This is a genomic window from Algibacter agarivorans (assembly GCF_039543245.1).
Taxonomy (GTDB): Bacteria; Bacteroidota; Bacteroidia; order Flavobacteriales; family Flavobacteriaceae; genus Algibacter_G; species Algibacter_G agarivorans.
Window position 1 is genome coordinate 41,535 of the sequence record NZ_BAABJJ010000002.1, and the last position, 19,069, is coordinate 60,603.

Below are 19,069 nucleotides of genomic sequence, written 5' to 3' on the forward strand. Positions count from 1 at the left end.
CTCAAAATAATATTTTTAAAATCCATATTAATAGCGTATTTTTGCATGCTGTATTAAAAATCTATGAACAAATTTTTTTACATATTATTAGTATTTACTGTTTTAAATAGCTGTAGCGAGTATCAAAAGGCTTTAAAAGCTGATGGAGAAGGGGCTATTGCAGAAAAGTTTAAAATGGGAGAAACCCTATATGAAGAGGGTAAATTTGAAAAAGCGAATAGGCTTTTTGCTCAAATTGTACCAAATTACAGAGGGAAACCACAAGCTGAAAAACTCATGTACTTGTATTCTAATTCATTTTATAAAATGGGTGATTACTATGTTTCGGGATATCAGTTTGAGCGTTTTGCAGCAAGTTATCCTAAAAGTGAGAAGTTAGAAGAAGCATCTTTTTTAAGCGCAAAAAGTTCTTATATGCTGTCACCAGTATATACTAAAGACCAAACTGAAACTAAAGAAGCTATTGAAAAACTTCAAGAGTTTATTAATGTTTATCCGGATTCTGAATATGCCACTGAAGCTAGTAAATTAGTACAAGAGTTAGATTTTAAGCTTGAAAAAAAGTCCTATAGTATAGCAAAACAGTATAACCAAATATCAGACTATCCAGCTTCTGTAAGGTCGTTTGATAATTTTATATTTGAATTCCCAGGTTCATCACTACGTGAAGATGCTTTGTTTTATAGATTGGATTCTGCATATAAGCTAGCTATGAACAGTGTGGAATTAAAAAAAACATTACAATTCGGAATAGTAAATTTAAAAAAGCAACGTCTTGAAACGGCAAAGGAATATTCTGATATATTCAAAAGTTCTTTTGTCAATTCTAAGTATATTAAAGATGTAAATAGTATGGCAGTTGCTATAGAAGAAGAATTAAAAAATTACAGCACAAAAAGTTAAATAATATCACAATGGATTTAAAAAAAACCAATGCTCCAGTTAATACGGTAACGTACGACAGAAATCAGATAGATGAGCCAACAGAAAATATCTATGAGTCAATTTCTATCATTGCAAGACGTGCAGAGCAAATTAACACAGAGATAAAGAAAGAACTAATCGATAAGTTAGAAGAATTTGCGACTTATAACGATAGTCTTGAAGAAATCTTTGAAAACAAAGAGCAAATCGAGGTTTCTAAATTTTACGAAAAATTGCCAAAGCCTCATTCATTAGCCGTTCAAGAATGGTTAACAGATAAAATATATTTTAGAAATACAGAGGAAGGTTCTCAGGAATAATTTCTAAATTTAAGCACCATTTTATAAACTCCAAAACCGTTTTAATAAATGGCTTTGGAGTTTATTTCGTTATTAATCACAAGCTTTTTTATGAGCATATTAAGCGGAAAAAATATACTACTAGGCATAACTGCTGGCATTGCCGCATACAAAACTGGGTCTTTAGTTAGGTTGTTTGTAAAATCGGGTGCTAACGTAAAAGTAGTTATGACGCCTTCTGCTAAAGATTTTATAACACCTTTAACTTTATCAACACTTTCTAAACATCCCGTTCATTCATCTTTTATAAATGAAGAAGATGATAATGCTGTTTGGAACAGTCATGTAGATTTAGGCTTGTGGGCAGATGTTTTTGTTATTGCGCCAGCAACAGCAAATACGTTATCTAAAATGGTAAATGGTACTAGCGATAATTTGTTATTAGCTACTTATCTGTCTGCAAAATGTCCTGTATATTTTGCACCAGCCATGGATTTAGATATGTACAAGCATCCTTCCACATTGCAATCTTTTCAAAAACTTGAATCTTTCGGTAATATTATGATTCCTGCGGCTAGTGGAGAATTAGCAAGTGGATTAGTTGGTGATGGCAGAATGGCTGAACCTGAAGATATTGTTGCTTTTATAGAAAATGATGTTTTAGGAAAACTTCCGCTTCGTGGTAAAAAAGTATTGATTACAGCAGGCCCAACTTATGAAGCTATTGATCCAGTACGTTTTATAGGGAATCATTCTAGCGGAAAAATGGGTTTTGAAATTGCTAAAGCAGCAGCAAATTTTGGTGCTGAGGTTATTTTGATTTCTGGACCAACACACCAAAAAGCAGTGCATAGCTTAATTAAAGTAATTCCAGTAACTAATGCGCAAGAGATGTATGATCAAGTGCATAACTATTTTGAGACTGTAGATATTGCCATACTTTCTGCAGCAGTTGCTGATTATAAACCGAAAGAAGTCGCTACACAGAAAATAAAAAAGAAAACATCTACGTTAACTTTAGAGTTAGAAAAAACAAAAGATATCTTAGCGTCTTTAGGAGACATTAAAAAACAACAATATTTGGTTGGGTTTGCTTTAGAAACCAATAACGAACTTGAAAACGCAAAAGGAAAATTAAAAAGAAAGAATTTAAATTTAATTGTGTTAAATTCGTTAAATGATAAAGGTGCTGGTTTTAAAAGTGATACTAACAAGGTTACTTTTATTGACGATCAAGATGCCGTTACCGAGTTTCAATTAAAGTCTAAAGCAGAAGTTGCTGAAGATTTATTAAATAAAATTATATCACAAATTGATGCGTAACATTCTAGTTGTATTTATATTTTGCTTTGTATTCAAGGGGTTTTCTCAAGAATTGAATTGTAGTGTTGTTGTTAATGCCCAGCAAACGGGAAATGAAAACTTTCCTATTTTTAAAACACTAGAAAAACAACTTAATGAGTTCGTAAACAATACCAAATGGACTAAAAAAACATTTAAAGCACAAGAGCGCATAGATTGTAGTATGGTTATAAATGTTAACAGTTATAGTGGCGAATCATTTCAAGCGTCTATACAAGTACAGTCTTCTCGTCCTGTTTATGGGTCGTCGTTTAGCACGCCTATTTATAATTTTAATGACAAAGATTTTAATTTTCGATATCTTGAATTCCAAAATTTAATTTATAATCCTTCACAGTTTGAATCCAATTTAGTATCCGTTTTAGCTTTTCATATTAATATGGTTATAGCTTTAGATGCGGATTCTTTTTCCGAAAAAGGAGGAGATGAATATTATAAACAGGCTCAAGTAATTACTAATTATTCACAACAAGGTAATTTTAAAGGGTGGAAATTAGAAGACGGTTTACAGAGTAGATTTGCACTTATAGATAATATGTTATCGCCTACTTATAAAGAGTTTCGAGAAGTCATGTATAATTATCATAGAAACGGATTGGATGTTATGAGTGAGAATGTTAAGAAGGGAAAGGATGAAATAGCATCAGCTCTAAAGACGTTTCAATCCATGAATAGCCGTAGACCTAATTCCTTTTTATTGCGTACTTTTTTTGATGCAAAAGCAGACGAGATTGAGCAAATATTTACTGATGGACCCAATGTGAACATAGCAAGTGTTAAAGAAACGCTTCAAAAAGTGGCGCCTATGCACAGTAGTAAATGGCAAAATATTAAATTCTAAAAGGTTTATAACCGAATACGGAAAACTGCGACTGAAAACTGAAAACTGCGACTGCGACTGAAAACTGAAAATATGCTAACCTCACTTTCCATAAAAAACTATGCCTTAATTGATAATCTACATGTCAATTTTAATGATGGTTTTTCAATAATTACAGGTGAAACAGGGGCAGGAAAATCAATATTATTAGGTGGATTATCTTTAATTCTAGGTAAGCGAGCAGATTTAAATAGTTTAAAAGATGCCACTCAAAAATGCATTATAGAGGCTGTTTTTAATGTTTCAAACTATAATTTAAAATCACTATTTGTAGAAGAAGATTTTGATTATGAAGCGCAAACTATAATCCGAAGAGAGATATTGCCTTCGGGGAAATCAAGGGCATTTGTAAACGATTCTCCAGTAAACTTAAATAGTTTACAGTTATTAGGAGAACGGTTAATTGATATTCACTCTCAGCATCAAACCTTACAGCTTACAAGTAACGCCTTTCAGTTTCAAGTTATTGATGCTTTAGCAAATAATGAAGATGAACTTCAAAAATACAAGAAAGCACTAAAAAGTTACAAAAACCTTCAAAAGGAACTTAAAGATCTTTTAGATTTTCAAGCCGAAGCTATTAAAGAACATGATTATAATTCATTTTTATTAAATGAGTTGGTCGAAGCTAATTTAGTTGAAGGTGAATTGGAAATTTTAGAAGAAGAATACGAAACCTTAAACAACATGGAAGGTATTCAAGAAAAACTTGCTGAAGGCTATGAATTATTAAGTGAAGAAGAATTTGGGATTTTATCAAAACTGACGTCATTAAAAAATGCACTTCAAAAATTATCTGGGTTTTCATCAAAATACGAAGAGGTATTTAATAGAGCCAATAGTAGTTTAATTGAAATGGATGATGTTTTTAGTGAGATAAATGAATTGCAAAATCATCTAGAAGCAGATCCAAGTAGGCTAGGAGCAGTGGATTCTAAATTGAAAGTGTTGCATAATTTAATGCAAAAACATATTTCATCTGATGTATCAGAATTAATCAACATTAAGAATCAGCTTGAAGAAAAAGTTGCCATCACTGAAAATCTGGATGATACCATTCTAAAAAAGCAAGAAGATATAGTTTTAAAAGAAAGCGAGTTAAATAAAATATCACAAGTTATTCATAAAAAGCGTAATGACGTTATTCCGCAATTAAAGGAACAGCTCGAAACTATTTTAAGCAGTTTAGGGATGCCAAATGCACAGTTTGAAATAGATGCAATCTATAGCGATGCGTTTTTTACCAATGGAAAAGATGAATTATCCTTTTTGTTTTCAGCTAATAAAGGCGGAAACTTTAATGAACTTAAAAAAGCAGCTTCAGGTGGAGAATTATCAAGAATCATGTTGGCTATAAAATCCGTTTTAGCAAGATACATTCAAATGCCAACCATTATGTTTGATGAAATTGATACAGGTGTTTCTGGCGAAATATCAAATAAAATGGGAGATATTATGCTTCAAATGAGTAAAACCATGCAAGTGTTTTCTATTACGCATTTACCTCAAATTGCAGCAAAAGGCCATTCGCATTTTAAAGTATATAAAGAAGATATTAATGAGGTTACACAAACCAATTTGATAAAATTAAATCATGACGAGCGTATTGTAGAGATTGCACAAATGCTAGGTGGCACAGAAATGTCAACATCGGCAATAGCGCATGCGAAAGAATTACTGAATTAAAAGTTTAAAAGATTAAGGATTAACGTTTAAAGTTTTTTAAATTTGGCACCAGAAAGTATAAATTAACTATCTTAACAACCAATAAATAAACAACAATCTCATATGTCATACAATTTACTAAAAGGAAAAAGGGGAATCATTTTCGGAGCATTAGATTCTAACTCAATTGCTTGGAAAACCGCAGAACGCGTTCATGAAGAAGGAGGTCAATTTGTACTAACCAATGCACCTGTTGCTATGCGAATGGGACAAATTAATGAGCTTGCAGAAAAAACGGGTTCTCAAATTATTCCTGCCGATGCTACATCTCTTGAGGATTTACAAAATTTAATTGATAAATCTCAGGAAATTTTAGGTGGGAAAATTGATTTTGTATTGCATTCAATCGGGATGTCTATAAACGTTAGAAAAGGAAAACATTATACCGATCAAAATTATGAATGGACACAAAAAGGAACTGATGTTTCTGCTATGTCTTTTCATAAACTCATGCAAACTTTATACAAATCTGATGCTATGAACGAGTGGGGAAGCATTGTTGCTTTAACCTATATGGCAGCGCAACGCGTATTTCCCGATTATAATGATATGGCAGATAATAAAGCTTATTTAGAGAGTATAGCTCGTAGTTTTGGCTATTTCTTTGGTCGTGATAAGAATGTACGTGTAAATACCATTTCGCAATCTCCAACTCCAACAACTGCTGGTAGTGGTGTAAAAGGATTTGATGGTTTTATTGCTTACGCAGATAAAATGTCGCCACTTGGTAATGCCACAGCTTTAGATTGTGCAAATTATACGGTGTCTTTGTTTAGTGACCTAACTAAGCGAGTAACTTTACAGAACTTATTCCATGATGGAGGTTTTAGTAATATGGGTGTTAGTGATGCAGTAATGAGTACCTTCATGAATGAAGAAGACTAAAAATAAATTTATATTGAGAAAGAGCCACCTGTAAAACGGTGGCTTTTTTGTTACTTTTGTGTTATGATATTAGAGTTTTCATTTATCATTCCTGTTTATAATCGTCCGGACGAAATACAAGAACTTTTACAGAGTTTTGAAGCTTTGGAAGGTGATATTCCTTTTGAAGTAGTTATTGTTGAAGATGGCTCTAATCTAACATCAAAAGCAGTGGTAGGTAGTTTTGAAAGTAATCTGAATATATCTTACTTTTTTAAAGAAAATTCAGGGCCTGGAGATTCTAGAAACTATGGTATGCAACATGCTAAAGGAAACTATTTTATTATTTTAGATTCCGATTGTATTTTGCCTAAACAGTATTTAAAGGAAGTTAAAAGAAGTCTTAAAGAACATTATGTAGATTGTTTTGGAGGGCCAGATGAAGCTCACGAATCATTCACAAATCTTCAAAAAGCCATTAATTTTTCAATGACTTCATTTATTACTACTGGCGGTATTAGAGGTCATAAAAAAAGTGTAGATACCTTTCAGCCAAGAAGCTTTAATATGGGGCTTTCAAAAGAAGCTTTTATAGCTTCAAAAGGTTTTGGACGTATTCACCCTGGAGAAGATCCAGATTTGTCAATCAGGCTTTGGGGTTTAGGTTATAAAACGAAACTCATACCAGAAGCATTTGTATATCATAAACGCCGTATTTCTTGGCAAAATTTTTATAAACAAGTCAATAAATTTGGGTTGGTTCGTCCTATTTTAAATGCATGGCATCCTTCAACAAAAAAAATAACCTATTGGTTCCCAACGCTTTTTAGTTTAGGCTTATTAGTTTCGGTATTGCTGTGGTTTCTTAATTTTAAAGCACTATTAATGGGCTATATATTGTACTTTGCAATAGCACTTATATGGGCTGTAATCAGCACTAAAAACGTCATGGTTTCCGTTTTGGCTATACCCGCAATTTTAGTACAATTTTTCGGATATGGTTATGGATTTCTAAAATCTACCCTTGTAGTTTCAATGTTGAATAAAGATCCAGAAGCATATTTTCCACAATTATTTTTTAAATCAAAATGATAAAAAAAATTAAATCAGAAATATTAACTTCTATTAAAAATAAAAGAATCAATGTATTCTTTTTGTTTCTGCTGTTTGCCTTTATTATTTTATTGTTTACAAAACTATCTAAAGAATATACGAACACCTTGGCTTTTGATATTGAAAAGCTAAATGTTCCACAAGAAAATATTATTTTAAATGATTCAGTAAAACTAAATATCACATTAAAAACACATGGTTTTAAATGGCTTAAATATTACGTTTCTACACCAAAAATCAAGATAGATTTTAGTAAGGACGTTTATAAAAAAGATGCTGTTTTTGTTTGGAACAAATCTAAAGCCTATTTGGGTAATACACAATTTGACAAGCAAGTAGAGCTGCTAAATTTATCGCCAGATACATTAACATTTAGATATGGAGTGCATTTGGTAAAAAAAGTACCTGTTAAGTTAAATACCACTGTAAATTTTAATCCAGGTTACGATATGTCTAGTGCATTAGTTTCTGTTCCAGATTCAGTCAATATTATAGGGCCAAATATTCTAGTATCAAAAATTAATTTTATAGAAACAGAATCGGTTGTTCTAAATGACGTTAGAGCTGATGTATCAGAAACCATAAACCTTAAATTGCCTGAGGATAACTCAGATTTAAAATTTTCTAACAGAAAAGTTGTTTTAAAAGCTAAAGTAGAAAAGTTTACTGAGGGTACTTTAAAGATTCCTGTTAGCATTGTTAATCCGCCAAAGGATATAAAATTAAAGTACTTTCCAAAAGAAGTAAGCGTTTCCTATTATGTAAGTTTAAGTGATTTTAAAAGTATTACAAAAAAAGATTTTAAAGTGATTTGTGATTATACAAAAACCAATGAAGATCAGTCTTTTTTAGTTCCAGAATTGGTTAAAGTTCCAGAAGACGTGAAAAACGCAAAAATTAGTCAGCAACGTATTGAATTCATAATTACAAAATGATTATTGTAGGGCTTACAGGAGGTATAGGGAGCGGTAAAACAACCGTAGCAAAAGCATTTAAAGCTTTAGGGGTTCCTGTCTATATAGCTGATGAAGAAGCTAAAAAACTCATGCGTAAATCAAAAATCATCAAGCGAAAACTCATCCAATTATTTGGGGATAAAGCTTATATTGATGGCGAATTAAACAAACCTTTTATTGCTAATATTATCTTCAATGATAAAGCATATTTGCAAAAAATGAATGCTATAGTGCATCCAAGAGTTGCCAAACATTTTAAAAAATGGGTATTGAAACAAGATGTGCCCTATGTTATTAAAGAAGTTGCCATTCTATTCGAAAATGACGGACATAAAGATTGCGATTACGTAATTACGGTTACTGCTCCTAAAGCGTTAAGAATAAAACGCTTGTTAGAGCGCGATAATACTTCAAAAGAAAATATAGAAGCCATTATGAAAAATCAATGGTCAGATGCTGAAAAAATTGCGCTTTCGGACTTTGTTATTGATAATGTATCTCTCCAAAAAACTAAAGAGCAAGTGCTTCATATTCATCAAGAAATAACCAATAAATCTTAAAATTTAACATTTTTGTTAATGTAAGGTTAAAAGGGAAGTTTGCTAAATGTTAAAATGTTAATTTTGAATGATGAGCAAAAGAATATTCATCCTATTAATAATACTAATGAGCTTATCTCTTATTGGTATTATATTTATTCAAGCTTATTACATTAATGATTCGGTAAACAACGAAAAGGAGCGTTTCAAATTTAATGTTGTTAAAACTTTAAATTACGTTTCTAATACCATTGAAAACAACGAATCTGAAAAATATTTTGCTGAGTATTTTAGTTGGGACAAGGATAAGAAAGTAGATGAAGAGGCTGTTTCGCAATTATTAATATACCAGAAAAATAATAGCACGAAAGAAACGCTCATTTATAGAAGTAATGTTTTAGAAGAAAACTATAAACTATCTTCTTCGCTCTTTGACATTGGTTTAGATAGCATTGATATTAAGAATATTATTGGAAGTTCTACCGCCGAGATTTATAGTAATAGTGAACTCTCAGAAAAAGAAATAAAGAGTCCTATTTCAAAAATTATTAGAGACGGCAGTATAGATGATGCTCAACGATTAAGTTTTGAGAAAAGTTTTAAGGAGATTTCAAAAGGAAAACCTGTACATAAGCGTGTTTCAAAAAAAGAAATCAGAGATTTATTATCTGAAAAGCTTGCAAAAGATGGTATTGATATCGATTTTGAATTCGCTATTTATAGTCACGACCTAGCAACAAAAGTGAGAAGTGATAATTTTGAAAATGATGTAAAATCTACCTTTAGTGTGCCTATTTTTTATGATGAAAACAACCAAAGTCTATATAAGCTTTTGGTAAATTTTCCTGATGATAGAAAGTTTATATTATCTGGTATTATAGGTATGATTTTGTTGTCTATTGTATTTACATTAATTATTATATTGGCGTATTCAAGTGCCTTGTTTCAATTGGTTAAGCAGCGTAAGATTTCGGAAATAAAAACGGATTTCATTAATAATATGACGCATGAATTTAAAACGCCGATTGCAACGATAAATTTGGCCTTAGATGCCATTAGAAATCCTAAGGTAATTGATGATAAGGATAAAGTATTACGCTATCTTAGAATGATAAAGGAAGAGAACAAACGCATGCATGCACAGGTTGAAAACGTATTAAGGATATCTAAATTAGAAAAGAACGAGCTCAATATTAGTAAGGATAGAGTAGAATTACACGACTTAGTTGAAGATGCTATGACGCATGTTCAGCTTTTAGTAGAAGATAGGCAAGGCTATATCAAAACCTTTTTTGATGCCGAACAATCAACGGTTTTGGCTAATGAAACGCACTTTACTAATGTTATAGTAAATATTCTGGATAATGCTATTAAGTATTCTCCAAATGCACCAAAAATAGAGGTATATACAGAAAATGTAGGAACTACTATTTTATTGAAAATTAAAGATCATGGTAGTGGCATGAGTAAAGCGGCAGCCAAAAAAGTGTTCGAAAAATTTTATAGAGAACATACGGGTAATATTCATAACGTTAAAGGTCATGGCTTAGGTTTGGCTTATGTTAAAAGAATTGTAGAGGACCATCAAGGTCATGTATCAGTAGAATCAGAAAAAGACAAAGGAAGCACTTTTATTATAAAGCTTCCGTTAATATCATAATTATGGAAGAGCACAAAAAACGAATATTATTAGTAGAAGACGATCCTAATTTCGGAACCGTTCTTAAGGATTATTTAATGATGAATGATTACGACGTTACACACGCCAAAAATGGCATGGAAGGTTTTGAGAAATTTAAGAAAGACGATTTCGATTTATGCATCTTAGATGTTATGATGCCTTATAAAGATGGGTTTACCTTAGCTAAAGAAATTAGAGAGAAAAATACGGACGTTCCTATTGTTTTCTTAACGGCCAAAACCATGAAAGAGGATGTTTTAAAAGGCTATAAAGTTGGAGCCGATGATTATTTAAATAAACCTTTTGATAGTGAAGTGCTATTAATGAAAATAAAAGCTATTATACAACGTAAAGCTACTGAAACCATTTCTGATAGTAAACAATTTGAATTTAAAATTGGACGTTTCGATTTAAATTCTAAATTACGTTTTTTGAAGTTTGATGGTGAAAATCCAGTTAAACTATCACCAAAAGAAAACGAGTTATTACGTTTATTGGCATTACATGAAAATGATTTAATGCCTCGTGAATTAGCATTAACTAAAATATGGCGAGACGATAATTACTTTACATCAAGAAGTATGGATGTATATATTGCAAAACTGCGTAAGTATTTAAAATTAGATCCGAAAGTTGAAATACTTAATATACATGGCGAAGGCTTTAGGCTTGTTGTAAATAGCTAAACAATTAGAATATTTTGATATAAAAAAATCCAGCACGAGCTGGATTTTTTTATATGTAGATTTAGTAAATACAAACCGAATGGAATCCCGATAGCTATTGGAAAGAATGACAAAATCAAAACTATGACTTAAGCTTTTCTTTCTAACAACGCCATATAAAATCCATCGAAACCGGATTTATGCGATAATAGTTTTTTATCTTTTACAAGCGAGAAGTTAGCCCCAGCTTCAGACTCTAAAAAGGTTTTAACTTGTTCTTGGTTTTCAGAAGGTAATACCGAACAAGTTGCATAAACCATTTGCCCGCCAGCTTTAACCATTCTTGAGTATTGTTGTAAAATCTCTTGTTGTGTTATCTTAATTTTATCAATAAATTCTGGTTGGAGTTTCCATTTGGCATCCGGATTTCTTCGTAAAACACCAAGTCCAGAACATGGGGCATCAATTAAAACACGGTCGGCTTTATCGTAAAGTTTTTTAATGGGTTTGGTAGAATCAATAACTCGGTTTTCAATATTATGAGCACCGTTTCGTTTGGCGCGTCTTTTCAGTTCATTTAATTTATTTTCATAAATATCCATGGCTATAATTTGCCCTTTGTTCTCCATTAATGCCGCCAAATGCAATGTTTTTCCGCCAGCTCCTGCACAAGCATCAACAACGCGCATGCCAGGTTCTACATTTAAAAACTCTGCTACTAATTGTGAATTAGCATCTTGAACTTCAAAGTGTCCTTTTTTAAAATTCTCTGTGCTAAAAACATTAGCACGTTCTCTTAATTTTAGCGCACTAGGGTGGTTAGCTACAAATTCGGTTTCAATATCTAAATCGAATAATTCAGTTTGAAGTTTTTCTTTGGTTGTTTTGAGGGTGTTTACTCTTAAAATAACATCGGCTTGTTGGTTTAATGCGGCAATTTCTTTGCCCCAAATAGCATCGCCTAATTCTTTTCTACCTATTTCATCCATCCAATCGGGAATGGATTCTTTGAATTTTCTAATTTTTGAAAGTTCATCATAACGTCCTTTAATTTTTCGTAAAGGTGTGCCTTCAAAATATTTCCAATCTGGTAATTTAATGCCTTTTAGTGTTGCCCAAACAGCAAACATACGCCACAGGTTATCGCGATCAAAAGGTTCTTTAACTTCTGCAATTTCAGCATAAAGGCGTTTCCAACGTACCATTTCATAAGTGGTTTCGGCAACAAAACCTCGGTCTCTTGCTCCCCAACGTTTATCCCGTTTTAATAGTTGTTGTATAACTTTATCGGCATACTTGCCTTCGTTAAAAATTAGGGTTAAACCATCAATAACCGCAAAGCATAAATTTCTGTGTAATCGCATCGTGTGTAAATAAGGGTGCAAAGGTACGTTTAAAATGTTTAATTTTTTATTTGATTAAGGGTTTAAAAGTTTGTGGAGTTTCTTTGGTAAAATGACGCTTTTTTGTCATGTCGACGATAGGAGACATCTCATAATTTAGGTGTTGTTTTCTAATGTTATGTTCCACATGCGTTCGATATAACAAGAACCTGATTTTGTTTTTTTATGTTCATTTTGACTTGATTGAAAGCCCTTCGACTGCGCTCAGTATAAACCAAGCCAAAAAATTATAGCAATCTGATGAAATTGCTTATATCAATTCTGTATTGAAATGACCGCAATAAAACGCCATGCACTTTCGAAACGTCGCGCTTGATGCTGTGGGTCGTGATTACTTTTTTCGTTATTTATTTCTGTAGATTGACCATTCCTACCGCATTGGAAATGGGTGTTGACTATTTGCTTGGTTTGGCTGCAATTCTATTAGTTATTTCTTTACATTGCTGACTCTTGCGGATTGGTTAGGAGCTTTTGGTGTAAACCTACTTTAGCGGAATAGTGCGTAAGGGATTGAACGGTTTGTTTGAGCTCCCCGACGATAGGAGGGAGCGAGTAGTGAAAGCCCGACCCTTGGGTTACGCCCAAAAACAAATTTTGAAATTGGTAATATTGAAGCGCAAGTTTTAAATTTTAATAGCATCTAAACAGAAAAAGCTTTCATCAAAGCATAGCTTTGGTGTTTCGATTGAAATTGTCATTCCCGAGTAGACGGGAATCTAATCCAGATTTGTAATTTTTGACTGAAAACGAATTTATTGAGGGATTGAGAAACCATAACGCCAATGCGTATGGGAAGTTAATTGACGATTTTCAGCAGAAAGTGTTTGCTACTTGTATTTCTTTTGTACCCAATAAAGCCGATGCTGAGGATATTGCACAAGAGGTTTTTGTTGAGGTTTTTAATTCTATTAATAAATTTAATGGCCATTCTAAACTATCTACTTGGGTTTACAGGATTGCAACAAACAAATGTTTAGAGTTTATTAGAAAGCGGAATACTAAAAAGCGTTTTGCCTTTTTGCAGTCTATTACGGGGAATGAAATCCCGATGGATAAAACCAAATATTTTACCGAAATGAACCATCCTGGGGTTTTATTGGAAAACAAAGAGCGAAGTGAAACACTTTTTAAGGCCATAAATCAATTGCCAGAAGCTCAGAAAGTGGTGTTTACGTTAAGTAAAGTGGATGGTATGAGTTATCAGGAAGTTTGCGATATTACCGAGAAAAGTTTATCGTCTGTAGAGTCGTTAATGTTTAGGGCGAAAAAGAATTTACAGGATACTCTAGAAAATTTTTATAAAAATGAAATGCGTTCCTGAAATATAAATTGAAGCTCTGTTTGTAAATAATGGATGACACCTTAAAGATGAAAAAAACAAAAATAAAAAGATAAAACTAACGCAAGTTTTTTAAAATTATTGCATCTAAAATAATAGAACACAGTAAAATGGACACAAATAAAAACATACAAAGCAAAATAGATAACACTTTAGGTGCTATGGATGCTATTAAAACCGTAAGCGTGTCTCCTTTTTTTAAGGATAAGACCATGCAACATTTATTTACGGAAAAAGAAGAAACGGTAAACGTTTGGAATTGGTTATCGCCAAAATTGCAACTGGCTACTTTAGTTTGTGTTGTTATTTTAAATGTTGTGGCGTTTACTCAAATTGATTCGTCATCTTATGATGAAAACCTTAATGATTTTGCTGAGACTTATGGATTATCAACAAGTGATGATGACACTTCAATATTAAATTAATGAGTCATGAAGAAAAATAATTTACTCTTATACATTTTACTCATATTTTTAATTATAGTGAATGCTTTCTTTCTTTATAATTATTTAGGAAATGGCGAAAAAGAAGATGCTAAAGGATCAAACCGACCAGGCAATTTTTTGGTAAAGGAACTTGGGTTTGATGAATTACAAAAAGAACAATTTAGAGCACTTGGGAAAGAGCATCATCAAAACATGCGAGGTTTGTCTGAAGGTATTAGAGTTTTAAAAGACGACTTGTTTAAAGGCTTGTCTGATGCTTCTTTAATGAATGTAAATATAGATTCTATTGCCACCCTAATTGGTGAAAAAGAAAAGGCAAAGGACTTAGAAGTGTTTAGACATTTTAGAAGTGTTCAGGAATTGTGTAACGATAAACAAAAAGAAAAATTCAGTAAGATAATAAATGATGCACTTCGTAAAGGTGACAGAAATCAAAGGCCACCACGTAGAGAAGGTACTAATCGCCATAGACCTCCACATCTTGGAGAGCGAGATGGAAACAGACCGCCACCACCAAAACAGTAATAATTTAGAAATAGCATTTAATTTGGTAAGAGACCTTCAAAAACATTGAGGGTCTTTTTTTTATGCTTTTTTTTACAATACAAGGCACAAGTTTCAAAATATAAAGACATCTAAAAGTTCATAACAATAAAAAATTTAAGATGAAAAGTAACACATTAAAAACAGCAGTATTGGTTTTTGGGATAACACTATGTGTTCAAATAGTTCTTTTGGACAATCAGAAAACAGGGACTATAGAAAACAGCCACCAACATTTGAACAGTTAATGAACTACCTCGTACCCTTGGGTCGAGGTAGTTCATTAAATAAATTCTAGTTTAAGCGCAAGTTTTTTTTGATAGTGGCATCTAAAAGTTTAAATGAGTTCCATATTAAAGACAATGAAGTCTAACCGAAGTAAATTAATAATTACCTTATTGTTTATCATAGTAATAATATTACTTGTTTTAAACATAGTTATGGTCTATAATTTTAGTAAAGACGCGAAAATTGATAATGAAAATACAGCAGAAATTGTTATAGGAAAAAGATAAATTTAAAAAATTAAATATGAAAAAACTATTTAAAAAGCCAATAGGAATAATAGGAATAACTGGTATAATAATGTTAGGTATTTTCACATTGGTAGCTTGTAGCGGTAGTGATGATAGTGTTACTGATGAAATGGATGATGATGACGAAGAAATGGTTGACGATACAGATTATGATATCACTTCTGTGCTTTCAAAGTTTGAAGGTACTGGGTTGTCGTATGAGGTTAGTGGAAATACAGTAACATTTACGACTGCTGATTTACCAAACCATTCAAGTCCATATTGGCCAACCAGCAACCCACTTTATGAGGTTTATAGTGGAACAAATTCCAGTTGGAATAAAAACCCGAATGAAATTGCAGAGCAAAACATTGTGTTTACCATCACACTTAATCCCAAAGAGGCATCTAGTAAACAAGCAACTCCTTTAGGACCTATTGGTATTTCAAGAAATGGTGTGGTATTTTTTAATCAATATGCTGGGCCAAACCAACCATTAACCAATGAAATTAATTCTTTCGATCAGTATTTAGGGCATCCAACGGGCAGAGATCAATACCATTATCATATTGAACCAACATATTTAACTCAACAATTTGGAGAAGATGCCTTTTTAGGATTATTATCAGATGGGTTTCCTGTTTACGGCCCAATTGAAAATGGAAAAACCATAACAAATAGTGATTTAGATGCTTATCATGGGCATACTTCAGCAACACCAGATTTTCCTAATGGGATTTATCATTATCACATTACCAATCAAGACCCTTATATAAATGGTAATGGCTATTTTGGAACAGCTGGAAACATATCTCGTTAATTGAAAATAAATCGTTTATATATCGCCATTATTTGTCTAATAACTTTTAGTTGTAATACATCTTCTAAGTCACAAATTGTAGATGCTTCGGATATGGATTTGAAGTTAGATAATGGAGTTTTGTTTTTTAATAAAAGCCCTTTTAATGGTGTATTAGTTACCTATTATGAAACTGAAACATTTAAGTCTAAAATTGAATATGTTGAAGGCAGGAAACACGGATATGAAAAGCAATGGTATAGAAGCGGAGATAAATTGATTGAGCGTTTTTATAAAGAAGGTTTTAAAACTGGGATTCATAAATCTTGGTGGAACGATGGAACTCAAAAGTTTGAATATCATTTTAATGATAAAGGTGAATTTCATGGTATTGTAAAAGAGTGGTACAAGAACGGTAAAATGTTTAGAGATTTCAATTACATTGCTGGAAAAGAAATAGGTCGTCAACGTATGTGGAAAAATGATGGCACTATTAAAGCTAATTATGAAGTCGTAAATAATGAACGCTTTGGATTGATTGGGTTAAAGAAATGCTATACAGTAACAATTGATAGTGATGAAGTTAAATGATAATTCCTGTGAAGGCAGGAATCTTATTAATTGTGCAATGAATTTTAAATTGAAATATATAAGTTTTTTACTGCTGATAATGTTTTGTTCTTGTAAAGAAAAGAAGGCTGAACAGTCCGTTTTAAGTTTGCCCTATTTCAATACCGCAGATTTTACTCCAGAATGGGACAAACCAAATCATAAAATCCCAGAATTTTCATTTATAAATCAAAATGGAGAAACGGTTACTAATATGACCTATAAAGGCTGTATATATATAGCAGATTTTTTCTTTACAAGTTGCCCTGGTATTTGTCCGAAACTCACTAAAAACATGGCAATTTTACAGGAGGGTTATAAAAATGATGACGCTATAAAATTACTGTCCCATACCGTAATGCCTTGGAAAGATTCTGTTTCTGTTTTAAAAGATTATGGGTCGAAAAATAATGTGAATCCTGAAAAATGGCATTTGTTAACTGGCGATAAAGATGCGCTTTATAATATGGCAAGAACTGGCTATTTTGCTGATGAAGATTTTACCAAAACTCAAGATGAAAGCAATTTTATACATACCGAAAATTTTGTTTTAGTTGATAAAGACGGTTATATACGAGGGGTTTATAATGGTACTTTGGAGATTGATGTGGAACGCTTAAAGCGGCATATCAATATACTTAAGAGGGAAATTTAGTAAATGACTACCGTAATAAATATTTGCTGTATTTTTATGATGTTCTTGACATAAAAATTACTCAGAATAAGGATATTACTAACCTCTCTCTTTTCTTCTTTTTCTCAACTCTTCAAACATTTTCTTTTTAAAATCATCTTCAGCTATTTTGAGAAGAATTATTTTTTTTGGAGATAAAATACCTGAAAGATTATTGGCAAATTCCATGCGTAAATTATGCATTTTAATTTCAGCTTTTTTCAATCTTGTTAATAGTTCGTTAGCCTTTTCATCAGTCATGGTATCACTGTGCTCTCTTATTTCTTTTCTAATGGCTTTCACCTCTTTAAATCTAATTTCAGAAGTTTCTTTTTCATGTGCATTGTAAATAGGCCAGAACTGTTGTGCTTCTTTTTCAGTTAGGTCAAGCTTTTCAGTAATTACAGATACCTTTAAGGCTTTTATACGTTCTTTGTTCTTGTCTTGTGCTGTTATGTTCAATGACACAAACAGAAAGAATATGATGGGGAGTAGTTTTTTCATTATATTATATGTATTATTCTATCATTAGCGCTTCTATGTCAGCGTTATTTAATAGATATTCTTCAATGTTATCTTCGTCAATCGAATAGTCAATTATAATGTTTTCTTCATGTTCATCACTTAATAATGCTGCAATTTCATAAGAACTAATGTTTTCATCTAAAATATAATTTTCAACTGTTTCTATATCTAAAGTATTAAAAGATGGTGTATTTTCAAAAATAGAAAGATTAAATAATAATAGTATAGCAGCGGCAATACTTGATATATAAACTAAGTTTCTTTTGCAAAATAGTTGAATTACTTTAGTTTCTTTCTCACTTAAATTATTATCTAGAATATGTTCATCTAAAGATTCAAAATAATCATCAGGTACTTTAAATCCAGTTTTTTTAATGGATTCTAAATGATTTTCCTTATTCAATTTACTGAAAATTTTGTCATCAAAAGACTCAAAATAATCTTTAGGGGTTTTAAATCCCGCAGATTTTATGTTATGTAAATTTTTGTTTTTCATTACTTAATTGCTATTGCCTCTTTGACTAAAATAGATTCAAAAGGTTTAATTATGAGTTAAATAGGCTTCAATCTTCTTTACTGCAATATGGTAAGATGCCTTTAATGCACCTTCGCTGGTTTCTAGTATTTCAGACATATCTTTATACTTTAAGTCTTCAAAATATTTCATATTGAAAACCAATCGTTGTTTTTCGGGCAAAGTTGCAATGGCTCGTTGAAGTTTAAGTTGAATGGCGTTACCTTCAAAATAAACATCTGATGCTAAATTATTAATTGCCAAGTTTTGAACTTCTTCATTACTGACTTGTAATCGTTTTGCTTTTTTATTAATAAATGTGATGGATTCATTAGTGGCAATACGATACATCCAGGAAAACAATTTACTATCTCCTTTAAAATTATTAATGTTCTTAAAAATTTTTATGAACGTGTTTTGAAGGACATCATCGGCATCATCATGAGATTTTACAATATTTCGTATGTGCCAATATAAACGTTCCTTATAAAGCGTTAATAGTGCTTTAAAGGCTTGATTCTTATGGGTTTCAGATTTTAATTGTTCTAATAGTTGTGCTTCGTCGGTCACAAAAATTGTTTAGTCTTTAGACTAATGAATATACTAAAAGTTTAAGCAGTTTTTTAAAGATTTTTATAAAAATAGTAAATGATTGAAATTCAATGATTTACTATTTATTTTATCGATAAAGCGTA

The 19,069-nt window shown here is 31.7% G+C and carries 21 protein-coding genes; 17 read left to right on the top strand and 4 right to left on the bottom strand.

What is annotated here, in order from left to right:
• The first annotated feature begins 63 nt into the window (after positions 1 to 63).
• The 11 genes from ABD935_RS01135 to ABD935_RS01185 all read left to right on the top strand — a co-directional run bounded on the left by ABD935_RS01135 (position 64) and on the right by ABD935_RS01185 (position 11,029).
• Positions 64 to 903 (top strand): outer membrane protein assembly factor BamD, encoded by an 840-nt coding sequence (locus tag ABD935_RS01135; RefSeq protein WP_345189644.1) that lies wholly within the window; start codon positions 64 to 66, stop codon positions 901 to 903.
• Positions 904 to 914: 11 nt separating this feature from the next.
• Positions 915 to 1,244 carry a DNA-directed RNA polymerase subunit omega gene (locus tag ABD935_RS01140; RefSeq protein WP_345189647.1) on the top strand — a complete coding sequence of 110 codons (330 nt, stop codon included), beginning with the start codon at positions 915 to 917 and terminating at the stop codon, positions 1,242 to 1,244.
• Between the two features lie 90 nt (positions 1,245 to 1,334).
• The gene (coaBC, locus tag ABD935_RS01145) at positions 1,335 to 2,546 is read left to right on the top strand and encodes a bifunctional phosphopantothenoylcysteine decarboxylase/phosphopantothenate--cysteine ligase CoaBC (protein ID WP_345189649.1); all 1,212 of its coding nucleotides are present in this window, start codon (positions 1,335 to 1,337) and stop codon (positions 2,544 to 2,546) included.
• Entirely contained in the window at positions 2,539 to 3,426 is an 888-nt protein-coding gene (gene porD / locus ABD935_RS01150; RefSeq protein WP_345189651.1) for a type IX secretion system protein PorD, read from the top strand. Before coaBC ends, porD begins: the two co-directional genes overlap by 8 nt.
• A 72-nt stretch (positions 3,427 to 3,498) precedes the next feature.
• A complete protein-coding gene (gene recN, locus ABD935_RS01155; protein WP_345189653.1) occupies positions 3,499 to 5,151 on the top strand; it encodes a DNA repair protein RecN in 1,653 nt (550 codons plus the stop codon).
• A 102-nt stretch (positions 5,152 to 5,253) separates the two neighbouring features.
• The gene (locus ABD935_RS01160; protein ID WP_345189655.1) at positions 5,254 to 6,075 is read left to right on the top strand and encodes an enoyl-ACP reductase FabI; all 822 of its coding nucleotides are present in this window, start codon (positions 5,254 to 5,256) and stop codon (positions 6,073 to 6,075) included.
• A 63-nt stretch (positions 6,076 to 6,138) separates the two neighbouring features.
• Complete coding sequence (locus ABD935_RS01165) at positions 6,139 to 7,146, top strand: glycosyltransferase family 2 protein (RefSeq protein WP_345189658.1); 1,008 nt, start codon at positions 6,139 to 6,141, stop codon at positions 7,144 to 7,146.
• The gene (locus ABD935_RS01170) at positions 7,143 to 8,102 is read left to right on the top strand and encodes a CdaR family protein (protein WP_345189660.1); all 960 of its coding nucleotides are present in this window, start codon (positions 7,143 to 7,145) and stop codon (positions 8,100 to 8,102) included. The genes ABD935_RS01165 and ABD935_RS01170 overlap by 4 nt, the downstream gene beginning before the upstream one ends.
• Positions 8,099 to 8,683, top strand: a complete 585-nt coding sequence (gene coaE, locus ABD935_RS01175; RefSeq protein ID WP_345189662.1) for a dephospho-CoA kinase — start codon at positions 8,099 to 8,101, stop codon at positions 8,681 to 8,683. The genes ABD935_RS01170 and coaE overlap by 4 nt, the downstream gene beginning before the upstream one ends.
• 106 nt (positions 8,684 to 8,789) lie before the next feature.
• Entirely contained in the window at positions 8,790 to 10,322 is a 1,533-nt protein-coding gene (locus tag ABD935_RS01180) for a sensor histidine kinase (protein ID WP_345189664.1), read from the top strand.
• 2 nt (positions 10,323 to 10,324) lie between these two features.
• Positions 10,325 to 11,029, top strand: a complete 705-nt coding sequence (locus ABD935_RS01185; RefSeq protein ID WP_345189666.1) for a response regulator transcription factor — start codon at positions 10,325 to 10,327, stop codon at positions 11,027 to 11,029.
• Between the two features lie 128 nt (positions 11,030 to 11,157).
• On the opposite strand, the gene ABD935_RS01190 is transcribed toward ABD935_RS01185, so the two are convergent.
• Entirely contained in the window at positions 11,158 to 12,372 is a 1,215-nt protein-coding gene (locus ABD935_RS01190; RefSeq protein WP_345189668.1) for an RsmB/NOP family class I SAM-dependent RNA methyltransferase, read from the bottom strand.
• A 775-nt stretch (positions 12,373 to 13,147) separates the two neighbouring features.
• Here ABD935_RS01190 and ABD935_RS01195 point away from each other — a divergent pair.
• The 6 genes from ABD935_RS01195 to ABD935_RS01220 all read left to right on the top strand — a co-directional run bounded on the left by ABD935_RS01195 (position 13,148) and on the right by ABD935_RS01220 (position 17,317).
• Positions 13,148 to 13,732 (top strand): RNA polymerase sigma factor, encoded by a 585-nt coding sequence (locus tag ABD935_RS01195; RefSeq protein WP_345189670.1) that lies wholly within the window; start codon positions 13,148 to 13,150, stop codon positions 13,730 to 13,732.
• A gap of 128 nt (positions 13,733 to 13,860) precedes the next feature.
• Entirely contained in the window at positions 13,861 to 14,175 is a 315-nt protein-coding gene (locus ABD935_RS01200; protein ID WP_345189674.1) for a hypothetical protein, read from the top strand.
• 6 nt (positions 14,176 to 14,181) lie between these two features.
• Positions 14,182 to 14,721 carry a hypothetical protein gene (locus ABD935_RS01205; protein ID WP_345189676.1) on the top strand — a complete coding sequence of 180 codons (540 nt, stop codon included), beginning with the start codon at positions 14,182 to 14,184 and terminating at the stop codon, positions 14,719 to 14,721.
• A gap of 549 nt (positions 14,722 to 15,270) precedes the next feature.
• Positions 15,271 to 16,074: a YHYH protein gene (locus ABD935_RS01210; RefSeq protein WP_345189678.1), complete on the top strand. Its 804-nt coding sequence runs from the start codon at positions 15,271 to 15,273 to the stop codon at positions 16,072 to 16,074.
• 93 nt (positions 16,075 to 16,167) lie between these two features.
• Positions 16,168 to 16,644 carry a toxin-antitoxin system YwqK family antitoxin gene (locus ABD935_RS01215; RefSeq protein WP_345189680.1) on the top strand — a complete coding sequence of 159 codons (477 nt, stop codon included), beginning with the start codon at positions 16,168 to 16,170 and terminating at the stop codon, positions 16,642 to 16,644.
• Between the two features lie 79 nt (positions 16,645 to 16,723).
• Entirely contained in the window at positions 16,724 to 17,317 is a 594-nt protein-coding gene (locus ABD935_RS01220; RefSeq protein ID WP_345189682.1) for an SCO family protein, read from the top strand.
• Positions 17,318 to 17,395: 78 nt separating this feature from the next.
• On the opposite strand, the gene ABD935_RS01225 is transcribed toward ABD935_RS01220, so the two are convergent.
• The 3 genes from ABD935_RS01225 to ABD935_RS01235 are packed head-to-tail and all read right to left on the bottom strand — an operon-like array spanning position 17,396 to position 18,944.
• The gene (locus tag ABD935_RS01225) at positions 17,396 to 17,839 is read right to left on the bottom strand and encodes a Spy/CpxP family protein refolding chaperone (protein WP_345189685.1); all 444 of its coding nucleotides are present in this window, start codon (positions 17,837 to 17,839) and stop codon (positions 17,396 to 17,398) included.
• Positions 17,840 to 17,852: 13 nt separating this feature from the next.
• Positions 17,853 to 18,356 carry a hypothetical protein gene (locus tag ABD935_RS01230; RefSeq protein WP_345189687.1) on the bottom strand — a complete coding sequence of 168 codons (504 nt, stop codon included), beginning with the start codon at positions 18,354 to 18,356 and terminating at the stop codon, positions 17,853 to 17,855.
• Positions 18,357 to 18,401: 45 nt separating this feature from the next.
• A complete protein-coding gene (locus ABD935_RS01235; RefSeq protein ID WP_345189689.1) occupies positions 18,402 to 18,944 on the bottom strand; it encodes an RNA polymerase sigma factor in 543 nt (180 codons plus the stop codon).
• Positions 18,945 to 19,069 lie beyond the last annotated feature (125 nt).